General features: G+C 62.4%; 20 protein-coding genes. 17 read left to right on the forward strand and 3 right to left on the reverse strand.

Annotated elements, in window-relative coordinates:
• The first annotated feature begins 50 nt into the window (after window positions 1–50).
• From DCO48_RS05605 to recX, 13 genes are all read left to right on the forward strand, one after another.
• The gene (locus DCO48_RS05605; RefSeq protein WP_116549627.1) at window positions 51–1,220 is read left to right on the forward strand and encodes a phage tail sheath family protein; all 1,170 of its coding nucleotides are present in this window, start codon (window positions 51–53) and stop codon (window positions 1,218–1,220) included.
• Between the two features lie 19 nt (window positions 1,221–1,239).
• Window positions 1,240–1,749 carry a phage major tail tube protein gene (locus tag DCO48_RS05610; protein WP_116549628.1) on the forward strand — a complete coding sequence of 170 codons (510 nt, stop codon included), beginning with the start codon at window positions 1,240–1,242 and terminating at the stop codon, window positions 1,747–1,749.
• Window positions 1,750–1,758: 9 nt separating this feature from the next.
• A complete protein-coding gene (locus tag DCO48_RS05615) occupies window positions 1,759–2,061 on the forward strand; it encodes a phage tail assembly protein (RefSeq protein WP_116549629.1) in 303 nt (100 codons plus the stop codon).
• A gap of 140 nt (window positions 2,062–2,201) precedes the next feature.
• Window positions 2,202–4,193: a hypothetical protein gene (locus DCO48_RS05620; RefSeq protein WP_116549630.1), complete on the forward strand. Its 1,992-nt coding sequence runs from the start codon at window positions 2,202–2,204 to the stop codon at window positions 4,191–4,193.
• A gap of 9 nt (window positions 4,194–4,202) precedes the next feature.
• Complete coding sequence (locus DCO48_RS05625) at window positions 4,203–5,048, forward strand: phage tail protein (RefSeq protein ID WP_116549631.1); 846 nt, start codon at window positions 4,203–4,205, stop codon at window positions 5,046–5,048.
• On the forward strand, window positions 5,023–5,229 hold the full coding sequence (locus tag DCO48_RS05630) for a tail protein X (RefSeq protein WP_116549632.1): 207 nt from the start codon (window positions 5,023–5,025) through the stop codon (window positions 5,227–5,229). The genes DCO48_RS05625 and DCO48_RS05630 overlap by 26 nt, the downstream gene beginning before the upstream one ends.
• A 22-nt stretch (window positions 5,230–5,251) precedes the next feature.
• On the forward strand, window positions 5,252–6,283 hold the full coding sequence (locus DCO48_RS05635) for a phage late control D family protein (RefSeq protein ID WP_116549633.1): 1,032 nt from the start codon (window positions 5,252–5,254) through the stop codon (window positions 6,281–6,283).
• A 140-nt stretch (window positions 6,284–6,423) separates the two neighbouring features.
• Complete coding sequence (locus DCO48_RS05640; protein WP_116549634.1) at window positions 6,424–6,909, forward strand: DUF1566 domain-containing protein; 486 nt, start codon at window positions 6,424–6,426, stop codon at window positions 6,907–6,909.
• 316 nt (window positions 6,910–7,225) lie between these two features.
• Entirely contained in the window at window positions 7,226–7,777 is a 552-nt protein-coding gene (locus DCO48_RS05645; protein WP_116549635.1) for a glycoside hydrolase family 19 protein, read from the forward strand.
• Window positions 7,774–8,274 carry a lysis system i-spanin subunit Rz gene (locus DCO48_RS05650; RefSeq protein WP_116549636.1) on the forward strand — a complete coding sequence of 167 codons (501 nt, stop codon included), beginning with the start codon at window positions 7,774–7,776 and terminating at the stop codon, window positions 8,272–8,274. The genes DCO48_RS05645 and DCO48_RS05650 overlap by 4 nt, the downstream gene beginning before the upstream one ends.
• A 60-nt stretch (window positions 8,275–8,334) precedes the next feature.
• Entirely contained in the window at window positions 8,335–8,817 is a 483-nt protein-coding gene (locus DCO48_RS05655) for a CinA family protein (protein ID WP_116549637.1), read from the forward strand.
• 103 nt (window positions 8,818–8,920) lie between these two features.
• Window positions 8,921–9,985, forward strand: a complete 1,065-nt coding sequence (recA, locus tag DCO48_RS05660) for a recombinase RecA (protein ID WP_116549638.1) — start codon at window positions 8,921–8,923, stop codon at window positions 9,983–9,985.
• Between the two features lie 7 nt (window positions 9,986–9,992).
• Window positions 9,993–10,460, forward strand: a complete 468-nt coding sequence (gene recX, locus DCO48_RS05665) for a recombination regulator RecX (protein WP_116549639.1) — start codon at window positions 9,993–9,995, stop codon at window positions 10,458–10,460.
• A gap of 54 nt (window positions 10,461–10,514) precedes the next feature.
• On the opposite strand, the gene DCO48_RS05670 is transcribed toward recX, so the two are convergent.
• Window positions 10,515–11,639, reverse strand: coding sequence for an LOG family protein (locus DCO48_RS05670; RefSeq protein WP_116549640.1), 1,125 nt, complete (start codon window positions 11,637–11,639; stop codon window positions 10,515–10,517).
• Window positions 11,640–11,803: 164 nt separating this feature from the next.
• Between DCO48_RS05670 and DCO48_RS05675 the strand changes: the two genes are divergently transcribed.
• Window positions 11,804–12,019, forward strand: a complete 216-nt coding sequence (locus DCO48_RS05675; RefSeq protein ID WP_116549641.1) for a hypothetical protein — start codon at window positions 11,804–11,806, stop codon at window positions 12,017–12,019.
• Here DCO48_RS05675 and DCO48_RS05680 read toward each other — a convergent pair.
• The gene (locus tag DCO48_RS05680) at window positions 12,016–12,432 is read right to left on the reverse strand and encodes a quorum-sensing-regulated virulence factor family protein (protein WP_116549642.1); all 417 of its coding nucleotides are present in this window, start codon (window positions 12,430–12,432) and stop codon (window positions 12,016–12,018) included. The two genes, DCO48_RS05675 and DCO48_RS05680, sit on opposite strands and share 4 nt — an antisense overlap.
• Before the next feature lie 232 nt (window positions 12,433–12,664).
• Between DCO48_RS05680 and DCO48_RS05685 the strand changes: the two genes are divergently transcribed.
• The 3 genes from DCO48_RS05685 (at window position 12,665) to DCO48_RS05695 (ending at window position 14,624) form a co-directional block, all read left to right on the forward strand.
• Window positions 12,665–13,378, forward strand: coding sequence for a tRNA-uridine aminocarboxypropyltransferase (locus DCO48_RS05685; RefSeq protein ID WP_116549643.1), 714 nt, complete (start codon window positions 12,665–12,667; stop codon window positions 13,376–13,378).
• A 156-nt stretch (window positions 13,379–13,534) separates the two neighbouring features.
• Window positions 13,535–14,185, forward strand: a complete 651-nt coding sequence (erdR, locus tag DCO48_RS05690) for a response regulator transcription factor ErdR (RefSeq protein ID WP_116549644.1) — start codon at window positions 13,535–13,537, stop codon at window positions 14,183–14,185.
• A 76-nt stretch (window positions 14,186–14,261) separates the two neighbouring features.
• Window positions 14,262–14,624 carry a diacylglycerol kinase gene (locus DCO48_RS05695; protein ID WP_116549645.1) on the forward strand — a complete coding sequence of 121 codons (363 nt, stop codon included), beginning with the start codon at window positions 14,262–14,264 and terminating at the stop codon, window positions 14,622–14,624.
• Here DCO48_RS05695 and DCO48_RS05700 read toward each other — a convergent pair.
• Window positions 14,621–15,547, reverse strand: coding sequence for a LysR family transcriptional regulator (locus DCO48_RS05700; protein ID WP_116549646.1), 927 nt, complete (start codon window positions 15,545–15,547; stop codon window positions 14,621–14,623). The two genes, DCO48_RS05695 and DCO48_RS05700, sit on opposite strands and share 4 nt — an antisense overlap.
• Between the last annotated feature and the right edge of the window lie 119 nt (window positions 15,548–15,666).

Consider the following 15,666-nt stretch of genomic DNA (forward strand, 5'->3'; position numbering starts at 1 on the left):
ATTCCCAAAGCCCCGCTGAAGCGGGGCTTTTATTTATTGGAGCTTGAACAATGACTAGCGGATTTTTCCATGGTGTTACGGTCACCAACGTCGACACCGGCGCCCGCACCATCGCCTTGCCGTCGTCCTCGATCATCGGCCTGGTCGACACCTTTACCGAAGGCCCGACGGCAGCAGCCAAGGCCAACGAGCTGGTGCTGATCACCAGCGAGCGCGAAGCCATCGCCGCCTTCGGCGCCGGTTCGGCGATCACCAAGGCCTGCCAGGCCATCTACACCCGGGCCAAGGCGGTGATCGTCGCCTGTGGTGTGGCCAAGCTTGAAGATGCCGCCGAGCAGACCTCGGCCATCATCGGCAGTGTGCTCGCCGACGGCAAACGCACAGGCCTGCAAGCGCTGCTCGACGGTAAGAGCCGCTTCAACGCCCAACCGCGCCTGCTGGTGACGCCGAAACACAGCGCCACCCAGGCCGTCGGTAGCGCCCTGGTAGCACTGGCCGACAAACTGCGCGGCGTGGCCATCATCGACGGCCCGAACAGCACCGACGAAGCGGCTCTGGCCTACGCGGAACACTTCGGCGCCAAACGTGCGTTCCTGGTTGATCCGGGGGTGCAGTACTGGGACACCACCGCGAACGCCACTGTCGACGCCCCGGCCTCGGCCTTCGTCGCCGGGCTGTTCGCCTGGACCGACCGCGAGTACGGCTTCTGGGCCTCGCCGTCGAACAAGGAGTTCGTCGGCATCACCGGCACCACGCGCCCGATCGAGTTTCTCGACGGCGACGAAACCTGCCGCGCGAACCTGCTGAACAACGCCAACATCAGCACCATCATCCGCGACGACGGCTACCGCCTGTGGGGCAACCGGACTCTGAGCAGCGACCCGAAATGGGCCTTCGTCACCCGTGTGCGGACCATGGACATCGTCATGGACGCGATCCTCTACGGACACAAATGGGCGGTCGACCGCTCGATCACCGCCACCTACGTCAAGGATGTCACCGAAGGCCTCCAGGCGTTCATGCGCGACCTCAAGGCACAGGGCGCGATCATCAACTTCGAAGTGTTCGCCGACACGGAACTGAACACGGCCAGCCAGCTGGAGCAGGGCAAGGTCTACTGGAACATTCGCTTCACCGACGTGCCGCCTGCGGAGAATCCGAATTTCCGCGTCGAAGTGACCAACCAATGGCTGACCGAAGTTCTCGATACCACCGCTTAACTCAAGGAGCACTACAACCATGGCAATGATTCCCGAAACTCTGGCGAACCTGAACCTGTTCGTCGACGGCGTGAGCTTCCAGGGCGATGTCCCGAGTCTGACGCTGCCCAAGCTCACCCTGAAAATGGAAGAGCACCGTGCCGGCGGCATGGACATGCCGGTCGAGATGGACCAGGGCATGGAAAAACAGGAAGCCGGCTTCGTCACCACCGGCGTACGTCGCGAGTCGCTGAAGTTCTTCGGCCTGGCCGACGGCAGTGCCTTCAACGGCACCTTCCGGGGGGCCTTCAAAGGTCTCAAGGGCCAGATCACCCCGGTGATCGTGACCCTGCGCGGCGCCCTCAAGGAAGTCGACATGGGCGACTGGAAGCCCGGCGACAAGGCCGAGATCAAGCACAACGTGGCACTGACCTACTACAAGCTGGAAGTGGATGGGCGCGCGGTCTATGAGATCGACCCACTGGGCATGAAACGCGTGATCAACGGCGTCGACCAGCTCGCCGCGCAACGTGCCGCCCTTGGCCTATAAGGAGTGCCCATGACCCCGTCCAACAATTCACCGAGCTGGCTCAGCGTCAGCGCCGAGCGCGTCGTGGTGCGGCTAACCAAGCCTGCCGAGGCCAATGGCCTACAGGTCGACAGCCTGACGCTGCGGGCACCTACCGTGCGCGACATCCGTGTCGCCCAGGCGCAGGTCGACAGCGATGACGAGCAGCGCGAACTGAACCTGTTTGCCTCGCTGGCCGAGGTTGGCATCAAGGACCTCGAAGGCCTGTCGCTGAAGGACTATGGCCGCTTGCAGGCCGGGTATTTTCGCCTGGTGCAGGATGACGAGGTTTGACCCGGTCTCGCAGAAGGCGGCAGCCAGGCGGCTCGCCCAGGAGCTGAACTTTTCCGCAGCCGAGATCATGAGTATGTCGTTCGGCGACATGGTCTGGTGGCTCACGGGTTGAGCGCATGACGCGGCCAGAGGAGGACCTGATGGCGAATCAGACATTCAAGCTAGAAATCGGCGCCTCCGTGACGTTCACGGTAGGTAACGTGTTCAAGGCGGTCGATGACCGCCTGCGCAAACTGGAGAAAAACAGCGATCAGCGCAAGCTGCTTGAGGACCTCCTCGAGGAGAGCGAAAACCTGCAAGAGGCTCTGGTCCGCAGCGAGTCTGGCGAAGCGGCGCTGTACGTGGCTTTGCGGCGTTATATGGACAGCAATCTGGGCCTGCTGCAGCAACAAAACGTCGAATTGGGGCGGCTGGCGCGACAGGGCAGGGAAGCTATTGCGGTGTCGGTTACCCTGCCGGCTGCTGTGGTCAAACCGGCGGACAAGGAAGCCACTGAAACCAAGGGCAGCCTTGAGGTCATCAAGGACGTACCCGTGGTCGGCGACGCCGTGAAGACCGCGCAGGCATTGGCCTTGCCAGTCACGATCAGTGCCGGCTACGAGAAGCTGATTCGGGATGTCTCGATTCACACCGGGGTGAAATCCGAAAAAGAACTTGAGAAAACCGAAGAGACAGTCCGCAAACAGGTCGGCAGTGTGTCGAAAGACACTGGTATGGAGCGTAACGCCAGTGTCGTGTTGCTCAAGCAACTGGTCGATACCGGCATGGGGCTGGGTCAGGCACTGGCTTACCTGCCGCTGGCAGCCAAGTATGTGGTCGGGCAGGGGGCAGACAGCGAGGGCACGGCCAAGCTGATGCAGTCGCTGCTGCGTGAGGCCGGGGTGAAGGATCCGGGCGGTATGCAAACGGCTCTCGGACTGGTCGCGCTGCAACGTAAGGGTAGCGCAGAGGCCGCGGCCGAGCCGTTGTCGACGGTGCAGATGAGCGATTTGCAGAAGCAATTGCAGGGCAAGGACCCCGCTGCCCGAAAGCGTGCCGCCGAGGTGCTCGACAGCGATTTGTCATTGCGCCGCGCAACAGTCGAACAGCAACTGATCGAAACGTCCCAGGCTGTCGATGATGCGTTACGTGGGCTGGGCGATGCCTTGCGTGGTGTAACACTCAATACCACTGCGTTTGTTGCCAGTACAGCGAACGCTTACTCGGGATTGGGCGCCTTCGCCAAGGTCGCTATTGCCATTGGTGCCGTACTGGGTACGACGGTGTTGGCATTCAAGGGCAAGGCTCTCGGCGGCATTCTGGTGGATAAGGTGCGCGAACGTTTCAAGCGCGCACCGCCGTCGCCCGATGTGCCCAAGCCGGCAGTTGAACCGCTACCCGAGCCTGCCAAGCCAGTGCCTGCACCTGCCAGCCAAGCTCCCTCGCCGGCCATATCGCCGGACAGCCAATTCCGCCAGAAGGCGATGCAGGACAAGCGTCGCAAGGGCGGCGGCAAAGGCCAGGCCAAGCCTCGCAGCGCACCACGACCTGGCAATGCGCTGAGCCTTACCACTAACCCTGGGCGTGCTGCGCGCCCCCATGGGGGCGGCGGGGCCGTTACCGAAGCGACCTCTCAAACGCTCGATACTTTGGCCAACGCCGAAACTGCGCAAGACAAAGCTGAAGGCTACGGTCGAGCCATCGGTAGTCTGGTCGGTTCGGTTGGTACTGCGTTCATTCCCGTGGTCGGACCGATGCTGGCAGCAACGGTCGGGCCGCTGGTCGGTGAGGCCATCGGTGGCTGGGTCGGCAAGACCGTTTTCGCCCCCAAGGACGCCGACAAACCTGCCGCCCCGGACAAGCCGGGCGCTACCCAGCCGGGCGAAGTGGTGCGGGCAATGGCGCCAGCTAGCCCTGCCGAGCAGCGCCTGCCGGGGTTGAGTCAGGCCGCAGCTGCGAGCCAGCAACTGCCGGCGCAGGTCACCCAGCAATTCACCTTCACCCCGAACATGCCGATCACCGTGCAGGGCAGCGTGCCCGATGTCGGCCTGTTCACCCAGGACCTGCAAGCGATGATCCGTCGGCAGTTCGAAGAAATGATGCGCATGGCCACCTCGCGCCAGCTGGCTGATGCTCCGCATGTTCAGGTTTAAGGAGCCACTATGAATTACCTGCAACAACTGCAATCGGCGCTGCGCTACGTTGCGGCGGCCGGTGAAGCTGGGCGGCGCAGTGCCGACGAAATGCTCGCGCCGATGAATAGCGCGGTCGGCGATATCACCGGTGCCGTCGCCGAGCTGGAGGGCATCCCCTTCGTCGGCCCGGCAATTGGCGCCAAGTTGCAACGCACCCTGCGCGCTATTCATACCGCGCAAGCGGCGGTGAACCAGATGTCAGCGAAATACGACCAGGCGCAGGCGGTGGTCGTTCAGGTGCAGGCGCGGGTGCAGGCGTTCGGTGTGCAAGCGGCCAAGGCGGCTGCCAGCATCAACCGGATCGCCGGCAGGATCAGCCCGTCGCTGGGCAACATCCTGCCTACCAGCAGCTTCGCCCCCGAGGCCACGCCTGCCGTGGAGGCGGTGAAGCCTTTTCCGCACCTGCTGATCCTGCAACCGCTGGATGGCGAGTCGCCGGCCTATTACTTCAACCTCGACACCGCCGCGTTCGATGAGCTGCGCCGGCAGACCAGCTTCCGCTGGGTCGGTCAGGAGCGTCTGGCACGCAGTGTCGCGCAGCAGGCGGTGAGCTTGAGCGAGGAAAAAATCAGCATTCGCGGGGCGATTTTTCCCGGCTTCAAAGGCGGGCTGGGGCAGTTGCAGACCTTGCGCAGTATCGGCCGCCAGTTGTGCCCATTGAGCCTGACCAGCGGTTATGGCGAAGTACTGGGCAACTGGTGCCTGACCGGCATCGACGAAGACCAGAGCAGCCTGCTGGCAGGTGGCATTCCGCGTAAACAAGGCTTTTCACTGGAGTTTGTGAGCTATGGCGACGACTTGCAGAACCTCTGAAGGAGACCTGCTCGACACCTTGTGCCAGCACTACTACGGGCACCTGAACGGCAGCGTCGAGGCCGTGCTCAATGCCAATCAGGGCCTAGCCGACGAGCCGCAGCCGTTTCGCGCCGGGGTACTGATCGTGCTGCCGGTGCTGACGACGGCGAGCGAGGCAATGGTGCAGTTGTGGGACTGAACATTCTTCTGGAGCATGAGCCATGCAACCTGTGTATCGCATCGTCGCCGACGGCAACGACATCACCGCGCTGATCAATGACCGCCTGTTGCTGCTGAGGACCACTGACAAGCCCGGCATGGACTCGGACGATTTTGAGTTGCGTATCGATGACCGCGATGGTGCGGTGGCTTTGCCGGCACGTGGGGCACTGATCGAGGTCCACCTGGGGTATGCCGGCCAGACGTTGACGCGTCTGGGGCGTTACACCGTGGATGAGGTCGAGTTGTCCGGCCCGCCGGACACCGTAGTAATCCGTGGTAAGGCCAGCGACATGCGTGGCAGCGGCAAGACTACCCGCAGCGGTAGCTGGGAAAACGTGCCGTTGCAACGGATCGTCTTCGATATCGCGGCACGCAATGGCTGGCAGCCGGCCTGCCCGGTGCTCACGAAGGTGGCGCGGGTCGACCAGTTCAACGAGTCGGATTTCAACTTCATCACTCGCTTGGCCAAGCAGTACGACTGTACCGCAAAGATCGGCGACGGGAGCTTGCTGATGCTGCCGCGTCAGGGCGGGCAGAGTGCCAGTGGGCAACCGCTGGGTACGGCCGTGGTGCGGCGCAGGGATGTCAGCCGCTGGCAATTTCGTATCGCCGACAAGGGCACGCACAAGGCTGTGCAAACCCGGCATCAGGACAAGAAAAGCGGACAGTCGCAACTGGTGCACCTGACCAACGACCAGGCACCGGATGGGCTGGCACCGGTCTACACCGACCGCCACTTGTACCCGGACAGGGCCGCAGCCGAGCAGGCGGCGCGCGCGCGGCTGGCTGCGTTGAACCGCAGTACGGCGCACGTGCGGCTGGAGATGGCCGGGCGCACCGATGTGTTCAGTGAACGGCTCATCGATATGCAGGGCTTCAAGCTCGGGCTGGACGGCGAATACCTGGTCGAGTCGGTGGAGCAGACCTTCACCTCGTCGGGCTGGGGCACCACCGTCGAGTGCAACGGTGGCCGTCAGGGAAAGGCGCGGGCCACAGGCAACAAGGCACAACGGACCTACACGGCGCGTTGATTGCGTCGTAGCGCACCCCAGGAACCGGTGCAACCGAACAACTAGCACTACGTCAGCCTGACGCTAACTGCCGCATCAGCTGGTATTCGCCAGGCTGTATCAACCCTGACAAGGAAGTCATTCAAAGAAAGGACATCACCATGAACGTACAACAAAAACAACAACTCACCCCACCGGCCATTGGCGAATACTGGCTGGGCCAGGGCGGCATCTATGCGGGGCGACGCGAGTACCCCGAAGGTTTGTGTTACGTCATCTTTGCCAGTGCCGATGTGGGCAGGCATGCCTATGGCGGCTATGGCGTTGACAGCGCGACGACCGATCACATCGATGGCCGGACGAACACGGCCACCCTGGTCCAGGAGGAAGATTCACGTCCCGCTGCGGAGGTGTCGGACACCTTTAGCGCCGATGGCCTCGACGACTTTTACCTGCCGGCGATTGGCGAGTTGAGTCACGGCTGGCAGCGCATTCCGGGGCTGTTCGTAAACGAGTGGTACCTATCGAGTTCGCAGCAATCTGCCAATAGCGCCTTCACCCTGCACATGGCCGAAGGGCAGCAGTACTACCGCGGCAAGAGCGGTGAGTACCGTGTACACCCGGTGCGCCGGTTGCTGGTTGAGTAATGCGCGCGAGGGTGTCCTACGCCCATTGCTCTAGACAGAAAAACCAATGAAATCGGGCGATCTGGCCCGTTAGCGTGAGGGCCTCGGTACGATCGGCGCGTGCCGCTTTCTGGTGCGTGCTGGTCGGCCGATCCCCGGCCGACAGCGAGGTCATGCTCAAGGCCGCAGAAGCAGCCAAACCCAACGGAGCTCAATTGATGTCGATACGTTCTGGCAACATCCCCGCGATTATTCCGGCCCCGCAGTGCTACGTCGAGAGGGACCAATCGGTCGCCAGCAGTAGCACCTTCTCGGTGCGTTAGCAGGGGGCGCGGCCATGTTGATAACGGAAGCTCAACTACGAGAAATCCTCCCCAACGCCCGCCCTCAAGCGGGTGTTTTCGTTCCTGCGCTCAACATGTCGATGTCCCGCTGGGAAATCGACAACCCGCGACGCGCTGCCGCCTTTCTTGCCCAGGTCGGCCACGAGTCCGGCCAACTGCGCTATCTGAAGGAGCTGGGCAACGAGCGCTACCTGGCGCGCTACGACACCGGCCGCCTGGCCCTGCGCCTGGGCAACACGCCGCAGGCCGATGGCGATGGCCAGCGCTATTGCGGCCGGGGCCTGATCCAGGTTACCGGGCGCAACAACTACCGTGCCTGCAGCATTGCGCTGTTTGCGGACGAGCGGTTGCTGGAGTTGCCGCAACTGCTGGAGCAGCCACAGTGGGCCTGTGAGTCGGCGGCGTGGTTCTGGCAGTCCCGTGGGTTGAACCCGTTGGCCGATCGCGGCGAGTTCAACCGCATCACCCGGCACATCAATGGCGGCCTCAATGGTCTCGAAGAGCGCCTGAAACTCTGGGCACGAGCCCGTGAGGTGCTCTGTTGAGCCGGCTCAAGGCCGTCTTGCTGCTGATACCGCTGCTACTGGCCGTGGCGCTGACCTGGCACGTCCAGGCCTGGCGCTACGGCCGGGAGCTGGCGCAGCGCGAGCAGGCCCACGTCGAGGCGCGTCGGCAACAGGCCGAGGCGAGTACCCGCCAGTTGCTCGGCGAGCGGCAGCAACGACGGGTGCTGGAACAACAGATCGAACTCAACGACAACAGCCACTATCAGGAGCTGCTCGATGCCCAACAGGCTCAAGCGCGTTTGCGCGACCGGCTGGCTACTGCTGATCTGCGGTTGTCAGCCCTCCTTGCCAGTGACAGCAACCCCAACCGATCAATGCCGGCCACCCCCGGCGCCGGCGGCGTGGATCATGGCCCCGTACGCGCCCGACTTGACCCGGCGCATGCTCGACGAATTATCGCCATCACCGACGCCGGTGATGCCGGACTGATCGCCTTGCGCGCCTGCCAGGGGTATGTGCGGGCGTTGGCGCGCTGAGGATTTTCTGCCGGAGCGGCGCTGGTGTAGGGTAGGCGGCAGACTGTCAAGGAGCTTGCCATGGACCCGATCACCGCACTTTCCGCCCGGCTGGGCGAACACCTCCGTCGCTTCCACGCCCAGGTCACTACCGCCGAATCCTGTACCGGCGGCGGCATTGCCGAGGCGATCACCCGTGTGCCGGGCAGCTCGGCCTGGTTCGAGGCCGGCTACGTGACTTACTCCAATGCGCAGAAAACCCGCCAGCTGAATGTGCCGCAGGCCTTGTTCGGTGAGGTCGGGGCGGTTAGCCAGGAAGTGGTCGAGGCCATGGTCCGTGGGGCCCGTGCCGCCAGCGGCGCGCGCTTTGCAGTGGCGGTCAGCGGCGTGGCTGGGCCGGATGGCGGCTCGCCAGCCAAACCGGTTGGTACTGTATGGCTGGCTTGGGCCGATGGCGAACACGTCAGCAGCGAGCGCCGGCACTTCGACGGCGACCGCGAAGCGGTGCGCCGACAAACGGTAATCGCCGCGTTAGAGGGTTTGTTACAGCTTGGCGCAGAGTAATTCGCCAGACGGGGGTAGGCGGGAAGAAAACCCTGTGGAATAATACTGGCTACTTATACAGGTGTTCAGGCCGTCAGGCCCTATCGATTACGTGAGGACTTCAATGGACGACAACAAGAAGCGTGCCTTGGCTGCGGCCCTGGGTCAAATCGAACGTCAATTCGGTAAAGGCGCGGTCATGCGCATGGGCGATCACGAGCGCCAGGCGATTCCGGCCATTTCCACCGGTTCCCTGGGGCTGGATATTGCCCTGGGTATCGGCGGTCTGCCAAAAGGTCGTATCGTCGAGATCTACGGCCCGGAGTCGTCGGGTAAAACCACGCTGACCCTGTCGGTCATTGCTCAGGCCCAGAAGATGGGCGCCACCTGCGCCTTCGTCGATGCCGAACACGCACTCGACCCGGAGTACGCCGGCAAGCTGGGCGTCAACGTCGACGACCTGCTGGTCTCACAGCCGGACACCGGCGAACAGGCCCTGGAAATCACCGACATGCTGGTGCGTTCCAATGCCGTTGACGTGATCATCGTCGACTCCGTGGCCGCGCTGGTACCCAAGGCCGAGATCGAAGGCGAAATGGGTGACATGCACGTGGGCCTGCAAGCCCGTCTGATGTCCCAGGCGCTGCGTAAGATTACCGGTAACATCAAGAACGCCAACTGCCTGGTGATCTTCATCAACCAGATCCGTATGAAGATCGGCGTGATGTTCGGCAGCCCGGAAACCACCACTGGTGGTAACGCGCTGAAGTTCTACGCCTCGGTGCGTCTGGACATCCGTCGTACCGGCGCGGTGAAGGAAGGCGACGAAGTGGTTGGCAGCGAAACCCGCGTCAAGATCGTCAAGAACAAGGTCGCTCCGCCATTCCGTCAGGCCGAGTTCCAGATCCTCTATGGCAAGGGCATCTACCTCAACGGCGAGATCATCGACCTGGGCGTGCAGCACGGCCTGCTGGAAAAATCCGGCGCCTGGTACAGCTACCAAGGCAGCAAGATCGGTCAGGGTAAAGCCAACTCCGCCAAGTTCCTGCAGGAGAACCCAGAGATCGCCGCTACCCTTGAGAAGCAGATTCGCGACAAGCTGCTGAACGCGGGCGCTGTTGAAGCTGCCGGCAAAGTTGCTGCGGTGAACGAAGCCGACGAGCCAGCAGACGCTGACGCCGACTTCTGATCTGCCTATGTCCGCCGTACTCGACACCCCCGTCGCAGTTCGACGGACAGCCATGGACCTGCTCGCGCGACGCGAGCACGGTCGAGTCGAGCTGACGCGAAAATTGCGTCAGCGCGGCGCTCCAGACGAACTCATCGAGCAGGAACTCGACCGTCTTACGGACGAAGGCCTGCTCAGCGAGGCCCGCTATCTGGAGAGTTTTATCAGCTACCGATCACGTTCTGGCTATGGCCCTTCGCGTATTCGTGAAGAACTGGGCCAGCGTGGCTTGCAGCGCAGCGATATCGAGCAGGCCCTGCGCGAAGCAGATGTCGACTGGCAGGCCAAGTTGATCGATGTCTGGCAGCGCAAGTTCGCCGGGCAGTTACCCAGCGACCCGCGCAGCCGCGCACAGCAAACCCGTTTTCTGGTTTACCGTGGTTTTTCCATGGAGATGGTCGGCCGCCTATTGAGCGGCCGGGGGCTGGACGATTAGTCGGTGCAGCGCCTGAGCCATCGTGGGGCAGGCGGGCGAGTGGCATGCAAACCGTCAACTTAACTTGATCGCTTCCCGTGCCCGTTGTGTGGCCTGGGAAGGGTGCAAGTGGGGTCGCGCCCAGTTCTCCGGCAGATTGATGAAGTCCACCAGTTCGCGCAGGCGGCCCTGATCGCGGCCGTTGAAGGCAAATGCCAGACGATGCAGGTGGCTGAAGCGTGCTTCGTCCTGTTCCGCGCCCGTGTACCGATGCTGATGGAAGTTGCCGCTCAGGCGCAGATCGGCGAAACCGTCCTGCAGGTCGAGCAGCGCAGCTTCGCTCAACGGGTGCTGCAAGCGAATCACGAACTGGTTCTTCAGCCAGCGGCTGGAGTGATAGTTGCTGTAGAACTGGTTGATTTCTGCCACCGCCTCGTCGGCGTTGTACACCAGGCGCAGCAGCTTCATGTCGCTGGGCAGGATGTAGCGGTTTTCTTCCAGTTGCCGGGTGATGAAGTTCAGTGCGTCCTGCCAGAAGGTACCGCCGGGGGCGTCGAGCAACACCACTGGTACCAGCGGGCTTTTGCCGGTCTGGATCAGGGTCAGCACTTCCAGGGCTTCGTCGAGGGTACCGAAACCACCAGGACAGAGCACCAGGGCGTCGGCCTCCTTCACAAAGAACAACTTGCGAATGAAGAAGAAGTGGAACGGCAGCAGCTTGTCGGTGCCATCGACGGTGGCGTTGGCATGCTGTTCGAAGGGCAGGGTGATGTTGAAGCCCAGGCTGTGTTCGACGCCCGCGCCCTCATGGGCGGCGGCCATGATGCCACCGCCGGCGCCGGTGATGACCATCAGGTCGGAGCGCGCCAGCGTGGCGCCGAGCTCGCGCGCCAGGGCATACATGGGATGTTCCACCGGGGTGCGTGCCGAGCCGAATACCGTGACTTTGCGGCGGCCGCTGAATTGTTGCAGTGCGCGGAAGGCGTGATCCAGTTCACGCAGGGCTTGCAGGGTAATCTTGGCGTTCCAGCGGTTGCTGTCGTCATGCGCCATGCGCAACACGGTGAGCATCATGTCCCGGTACAGCGGCAGGTTGGGGCTGTTTGGGGCGATCAATTGCAGTTGTGCGTCGATGTGGCTGAGGTCGATCCCGTGGTTGTGGAAGTGGCTGGCAAGCAGCTCGTTCGGTAGATAAGGCATTGAAATCTCCTTGTGCAACAAACCTCTATCCAGGTCTTCGTTATCAATTTAGACCCAGACGCGTGTTTGTGCGATGAACCGACCGCTCGTCAGGTGGGATCCAATCGCTGGAACACTCTGATTAACTGAAAGTTAGCGACTGGTGCGCGCAGGGAGGCTGCGGTATGCAACGTGTAAGTATCGAATTGGATACGCAGCTGTATCGGCTGCTACAACGTGCAGCCCAGGCAAATAACCTGAGCCTGGAAGAAGAGTGCCTGCAGCGGCTGGCGGGAGGGGAACGGCGTTCGCGCTATATCCAGGCGCTGGTCGCCGAGCTGCGCGCCGATGAAGAACAGCGGCGCGCCAGTGAAGACCGGGTGTGCACGCTCAGGCGCTAGTTGACCCGTTTGATTGCACAGCTGGCTGCATCGAAGGCTTGCTCGCCGACAGCGCGGTTGGTCTTGTACTCGGTGAAGCGATAGGTCAGCACCGCACCTTTGGCCAGCAACTGGCGGAAACCGGTGTTCTTGCAGACGCTGGCGCCCAGTTGATCGCGCACTTTTTCCGGGTTGGCCTGCATCTGTTCGGCGTGGCTGGCACGCACGCTCAGGTGGTTGATCAACTGCCGGCCTTCGACGGTGTAGCCCTGATCGAGAATGTCTTCGTTGATCGCCCGCGGGGTGCCGACGCTGCTTTCCCTGGCGACTTTTTCCAGCATCTTGGTCAGCTCGAAGTCCTTGAGCGACGCAGCCTGTGCCGACAGTGGCAGGGCGAGCAGCAGGCCCAGGGTTGGAGCGATGAAACGCAGCATGAAATTCTCCTGATTCGGTAACTGGCGCTTTGACCGACAACCGCCTGCGGTGTTCCCTTCGCGACGCGGCCCGGTGCCAGCAGGCAACGATAGGTCGGGGATTATAGGGGAGGAGCCGCGCCGCCTGCACGGCAAACGTTCGGTGACCCGGCGCGCTCTGATAAACTGCCGCGCTTTCGTCTCGCCGAGTGTGTGCAGTGTCCTTTGTTTTCCGTTCGTCTGGCCGTCGGTCATGAGTCACGCTGTCTCGCGCCTGCGCGCCGAGCGCCTGGCGCTCAGTGTCAAACCCTTCATCGCCCGTGGCTCGCGCGCCCCGCGTTGCCCGCGTTGCCGGGTGATCGACAGCTATTGCCTGTGTGCCTGGCGTCCGCAGGTGGCCGCCGACTCGGCCATGTGCCTGCTGATGCACGACACCGAGCCACTCAAGCCTACCAACACCGGCTGGCTGATTGCCGATGTGATCGCCGACACCAGCGCCTTCAACTGGCAGCGGGTTCAGGTCGACCCACGGCTGCTGGCACTGCTCGACGACCCTCAGTGGCAGCCGTATGTGGTGTTTCCAGGCGAGTTTGTCGAGCCGCCGGAGCGGGTGACCACCCAGGTGCAACCGCAGCCGGGCAAGCGCCCGTTGTTCATCCTGCTCGATGCGACCTGGACCGAAGCGCGCAAGATGTTCCGCAAGAGCCCGTATCTGAACCGCTTCCCGGTGCTCAGCCTGCAGCCCGAGCAGCTCTCGCGCTACCGCTTGCGCCGCTCCAAGCGCGACGACCACCTGTGTACCGTCGAAGTCGCTGCCCTGTGCCTCGAACTGGCCGGCGATCAGACCGCCGCGCAGGCGCTGGACGCCTACTTCGACGTGTTCAGTACGCACTACCTGGGCGCCAAGTTCAAACTGGCGCTGGACGAACAGGATGACGTACATCAACGTCTGAAACCCTTCCTATAGTACAAGGGGCAAGACGGCGACTTTGCTTCATAATGTGTAGCCGGCGCCTGGGCCCGCCCGGCCAGTGCCGGAGGAAGCTTGACCCTCCCGTCTGGCCTCGGCATCCTGCGCGCCTGCTCCCTTTCGACGCCTGCACAGAACAGGACCATTAGATCGATGGCCACATACGAAATCCTGATTGCCGATGACCACCCGCTGTTTCGCAGTGCCTTGCGCCAGGCCGTTACCCTGGGCCTGGGCCCGGATGTCCGTCTGGTAGAAGTTGCCAGCATTGCCGAACTGGAAACCCGTCTGGCCGAGAAGGCCGACTGGGACCTGGTGCTGCTCGATCTGAACATGCCTGGCGCCTACGGCTTTTCCGGCCTGGTGCTGTTGCGTGGGCAATACCCGCAGATTCCGGTGGTGATGGTCTCGGCGCAGGAAGAAGCCGCGGTGGTGGTAAAGTCCCGTGAATTCGGTGCCAGCGGCTTCATTCCCAAATCCAGCCCGCTGGAAGACATTCAGGATGCCGTGCAAAAAGTGCTCGACGGCGAGGTCTGGTGGCCGCCGCAGGCGTTCGAGAAGGTCGACGTCTCCGCCGAGGCCAAGGCCGCCAGCGAAGGCCTGGCCAGCCTCACGCCGCAGCAATTCAGGGTGCTGACGATGGTCTGCGAAGGCTTGTTGAACAAGCAGATCGCCTACGAGCTGAGCGTCTCCGAAGCGACCATCAAGGCCCACGTCACGGCGATCTTCCGTAAGCTCGGTGTGCGTACGCGGACCCAGGCTGCGCTGTTGCTGCAACAACTTGAATCGGTTTCCGCCGGTTAAGGCCATTGGCCTTCACGGTTTTTTGACCCGCGGTGCAGTAGCCTGCACCGCTCTTTCATGGTTGAAGTGACTTTCTATGTCGCCTTTTAAAGGCCAGACCGGCCTTAAACGTGTTTTCAACGCCGCGGGCTACTCGTTCGACGGTTTGCGCGCGGCGTTCACTGGCGAAGCCGCGTTCCGTCAGTTGGTGCTGCTGAACGTGGTGCTGATTCCGATCGCCTTCTGGCTGGACGTCAGCCGTGCCGAACGGGCGATCCTGATTGCTGTGTGCCTGCTGGGGCTGATCGTCGAGTTGCTGAACTCCGCCGTCGAAGCAGCCATCGACCGTATTTCCCTTGATCGCCACCCGCTGTCGAAGAACGCCAAGGACATGGGCAGCGCCGCCCAGTTCGTAGCCTTGAGCATGGTTGGCCTGATCTGGGCGGTGATTCTGCTCTAAGCGATGTTCGGCAGCACGATCTCGTCACTGCGGCGTACGCCGGCCGTGAAGTTGCGGCATAGATCGAGAAATTCGCGCATGGCCGAGGTCTGGTATTTCTGTTTGTGCCAGATGAAGAAAAACTGCCGGGCCAGGTCCAGGTCCGGCGTTTCCACCGCCACCAGGCTGCCGCGCCGGAAGGCGTCGCGCAGGGCCAGGCGGGAAATGCAGCCGATGCCCAGGCCCGACTCCACCGCGCGTTTGATCGCTTCTGTGTGTTCCAACTCCAGACGGATGTTCAACGACGAACGGTGATGGCGCATCGCCTGATCGAATGTCAGCCGCGTGCCCGAGCCCTGTTCGCGCAGGATCCACGCCTCACGGGTCAACTCCTCCATGCTGGCTCGACCGCGTTGCGCCAGCGGGTGTTGCGGTGCGCAGAACACCACCAGCTCATCTTCGACCCAGGGCTGTACCTCCAGGTCCGGGTGGTTGCAGTCGCCCTCGATTAGACCCAGATCAATTTCGTAATGGGCCACCTGATGCACGATATGTGCAGTGTTCTGCACATGCAGCTTGACCTGGCTTTCCGGGTGGACCTGCATGAAGCTGCCGATCAGCAGGGTGGCCAGGTAATTGCCGATGGTCAGCGTGGCGCCGACTGCCAGCGAGCCGAAACCGGACTTGCCGTTGAGCAGGTCTTCGATTTCCTTGGCCTGGTCGAGCAGCGCCACCGCCTGCGGCAGCAGTTGATGGCCGAGGGCATTGAGGCTCAGGCGTTTGCCCGCGCGGTCGAACAGTTGGCAGCTCGATTGCCGCTCAAGTTCGGTGATAGAGGTGCTGGCCGCCGATTGCGACAACGCCAGCATACCCGCCGCGCGGGAGACGCTTTGGTACTGGGCGACGGCGACGAAGACCTGAAGCTGACGAAGTGTAAATCGCATATCTATATAACCGATAAGACATATCTTGATAATTCATTTAACAGATATTGTCGCTCGCACTAAACTATCGCGCAATCGCGCTCTAGGTTAGCGCTGCGTTTTATTTCAGGAGCCCGTAC

Source organism: Pseudomonas sp. SDI, from assembly GCF_003105155.1.
Lineage (GTDB): Bacteria > Pseudomonadota > Gammaproteobacteria > Pseudomonadales > Pseudomonadaceae > Aquipseudomonas.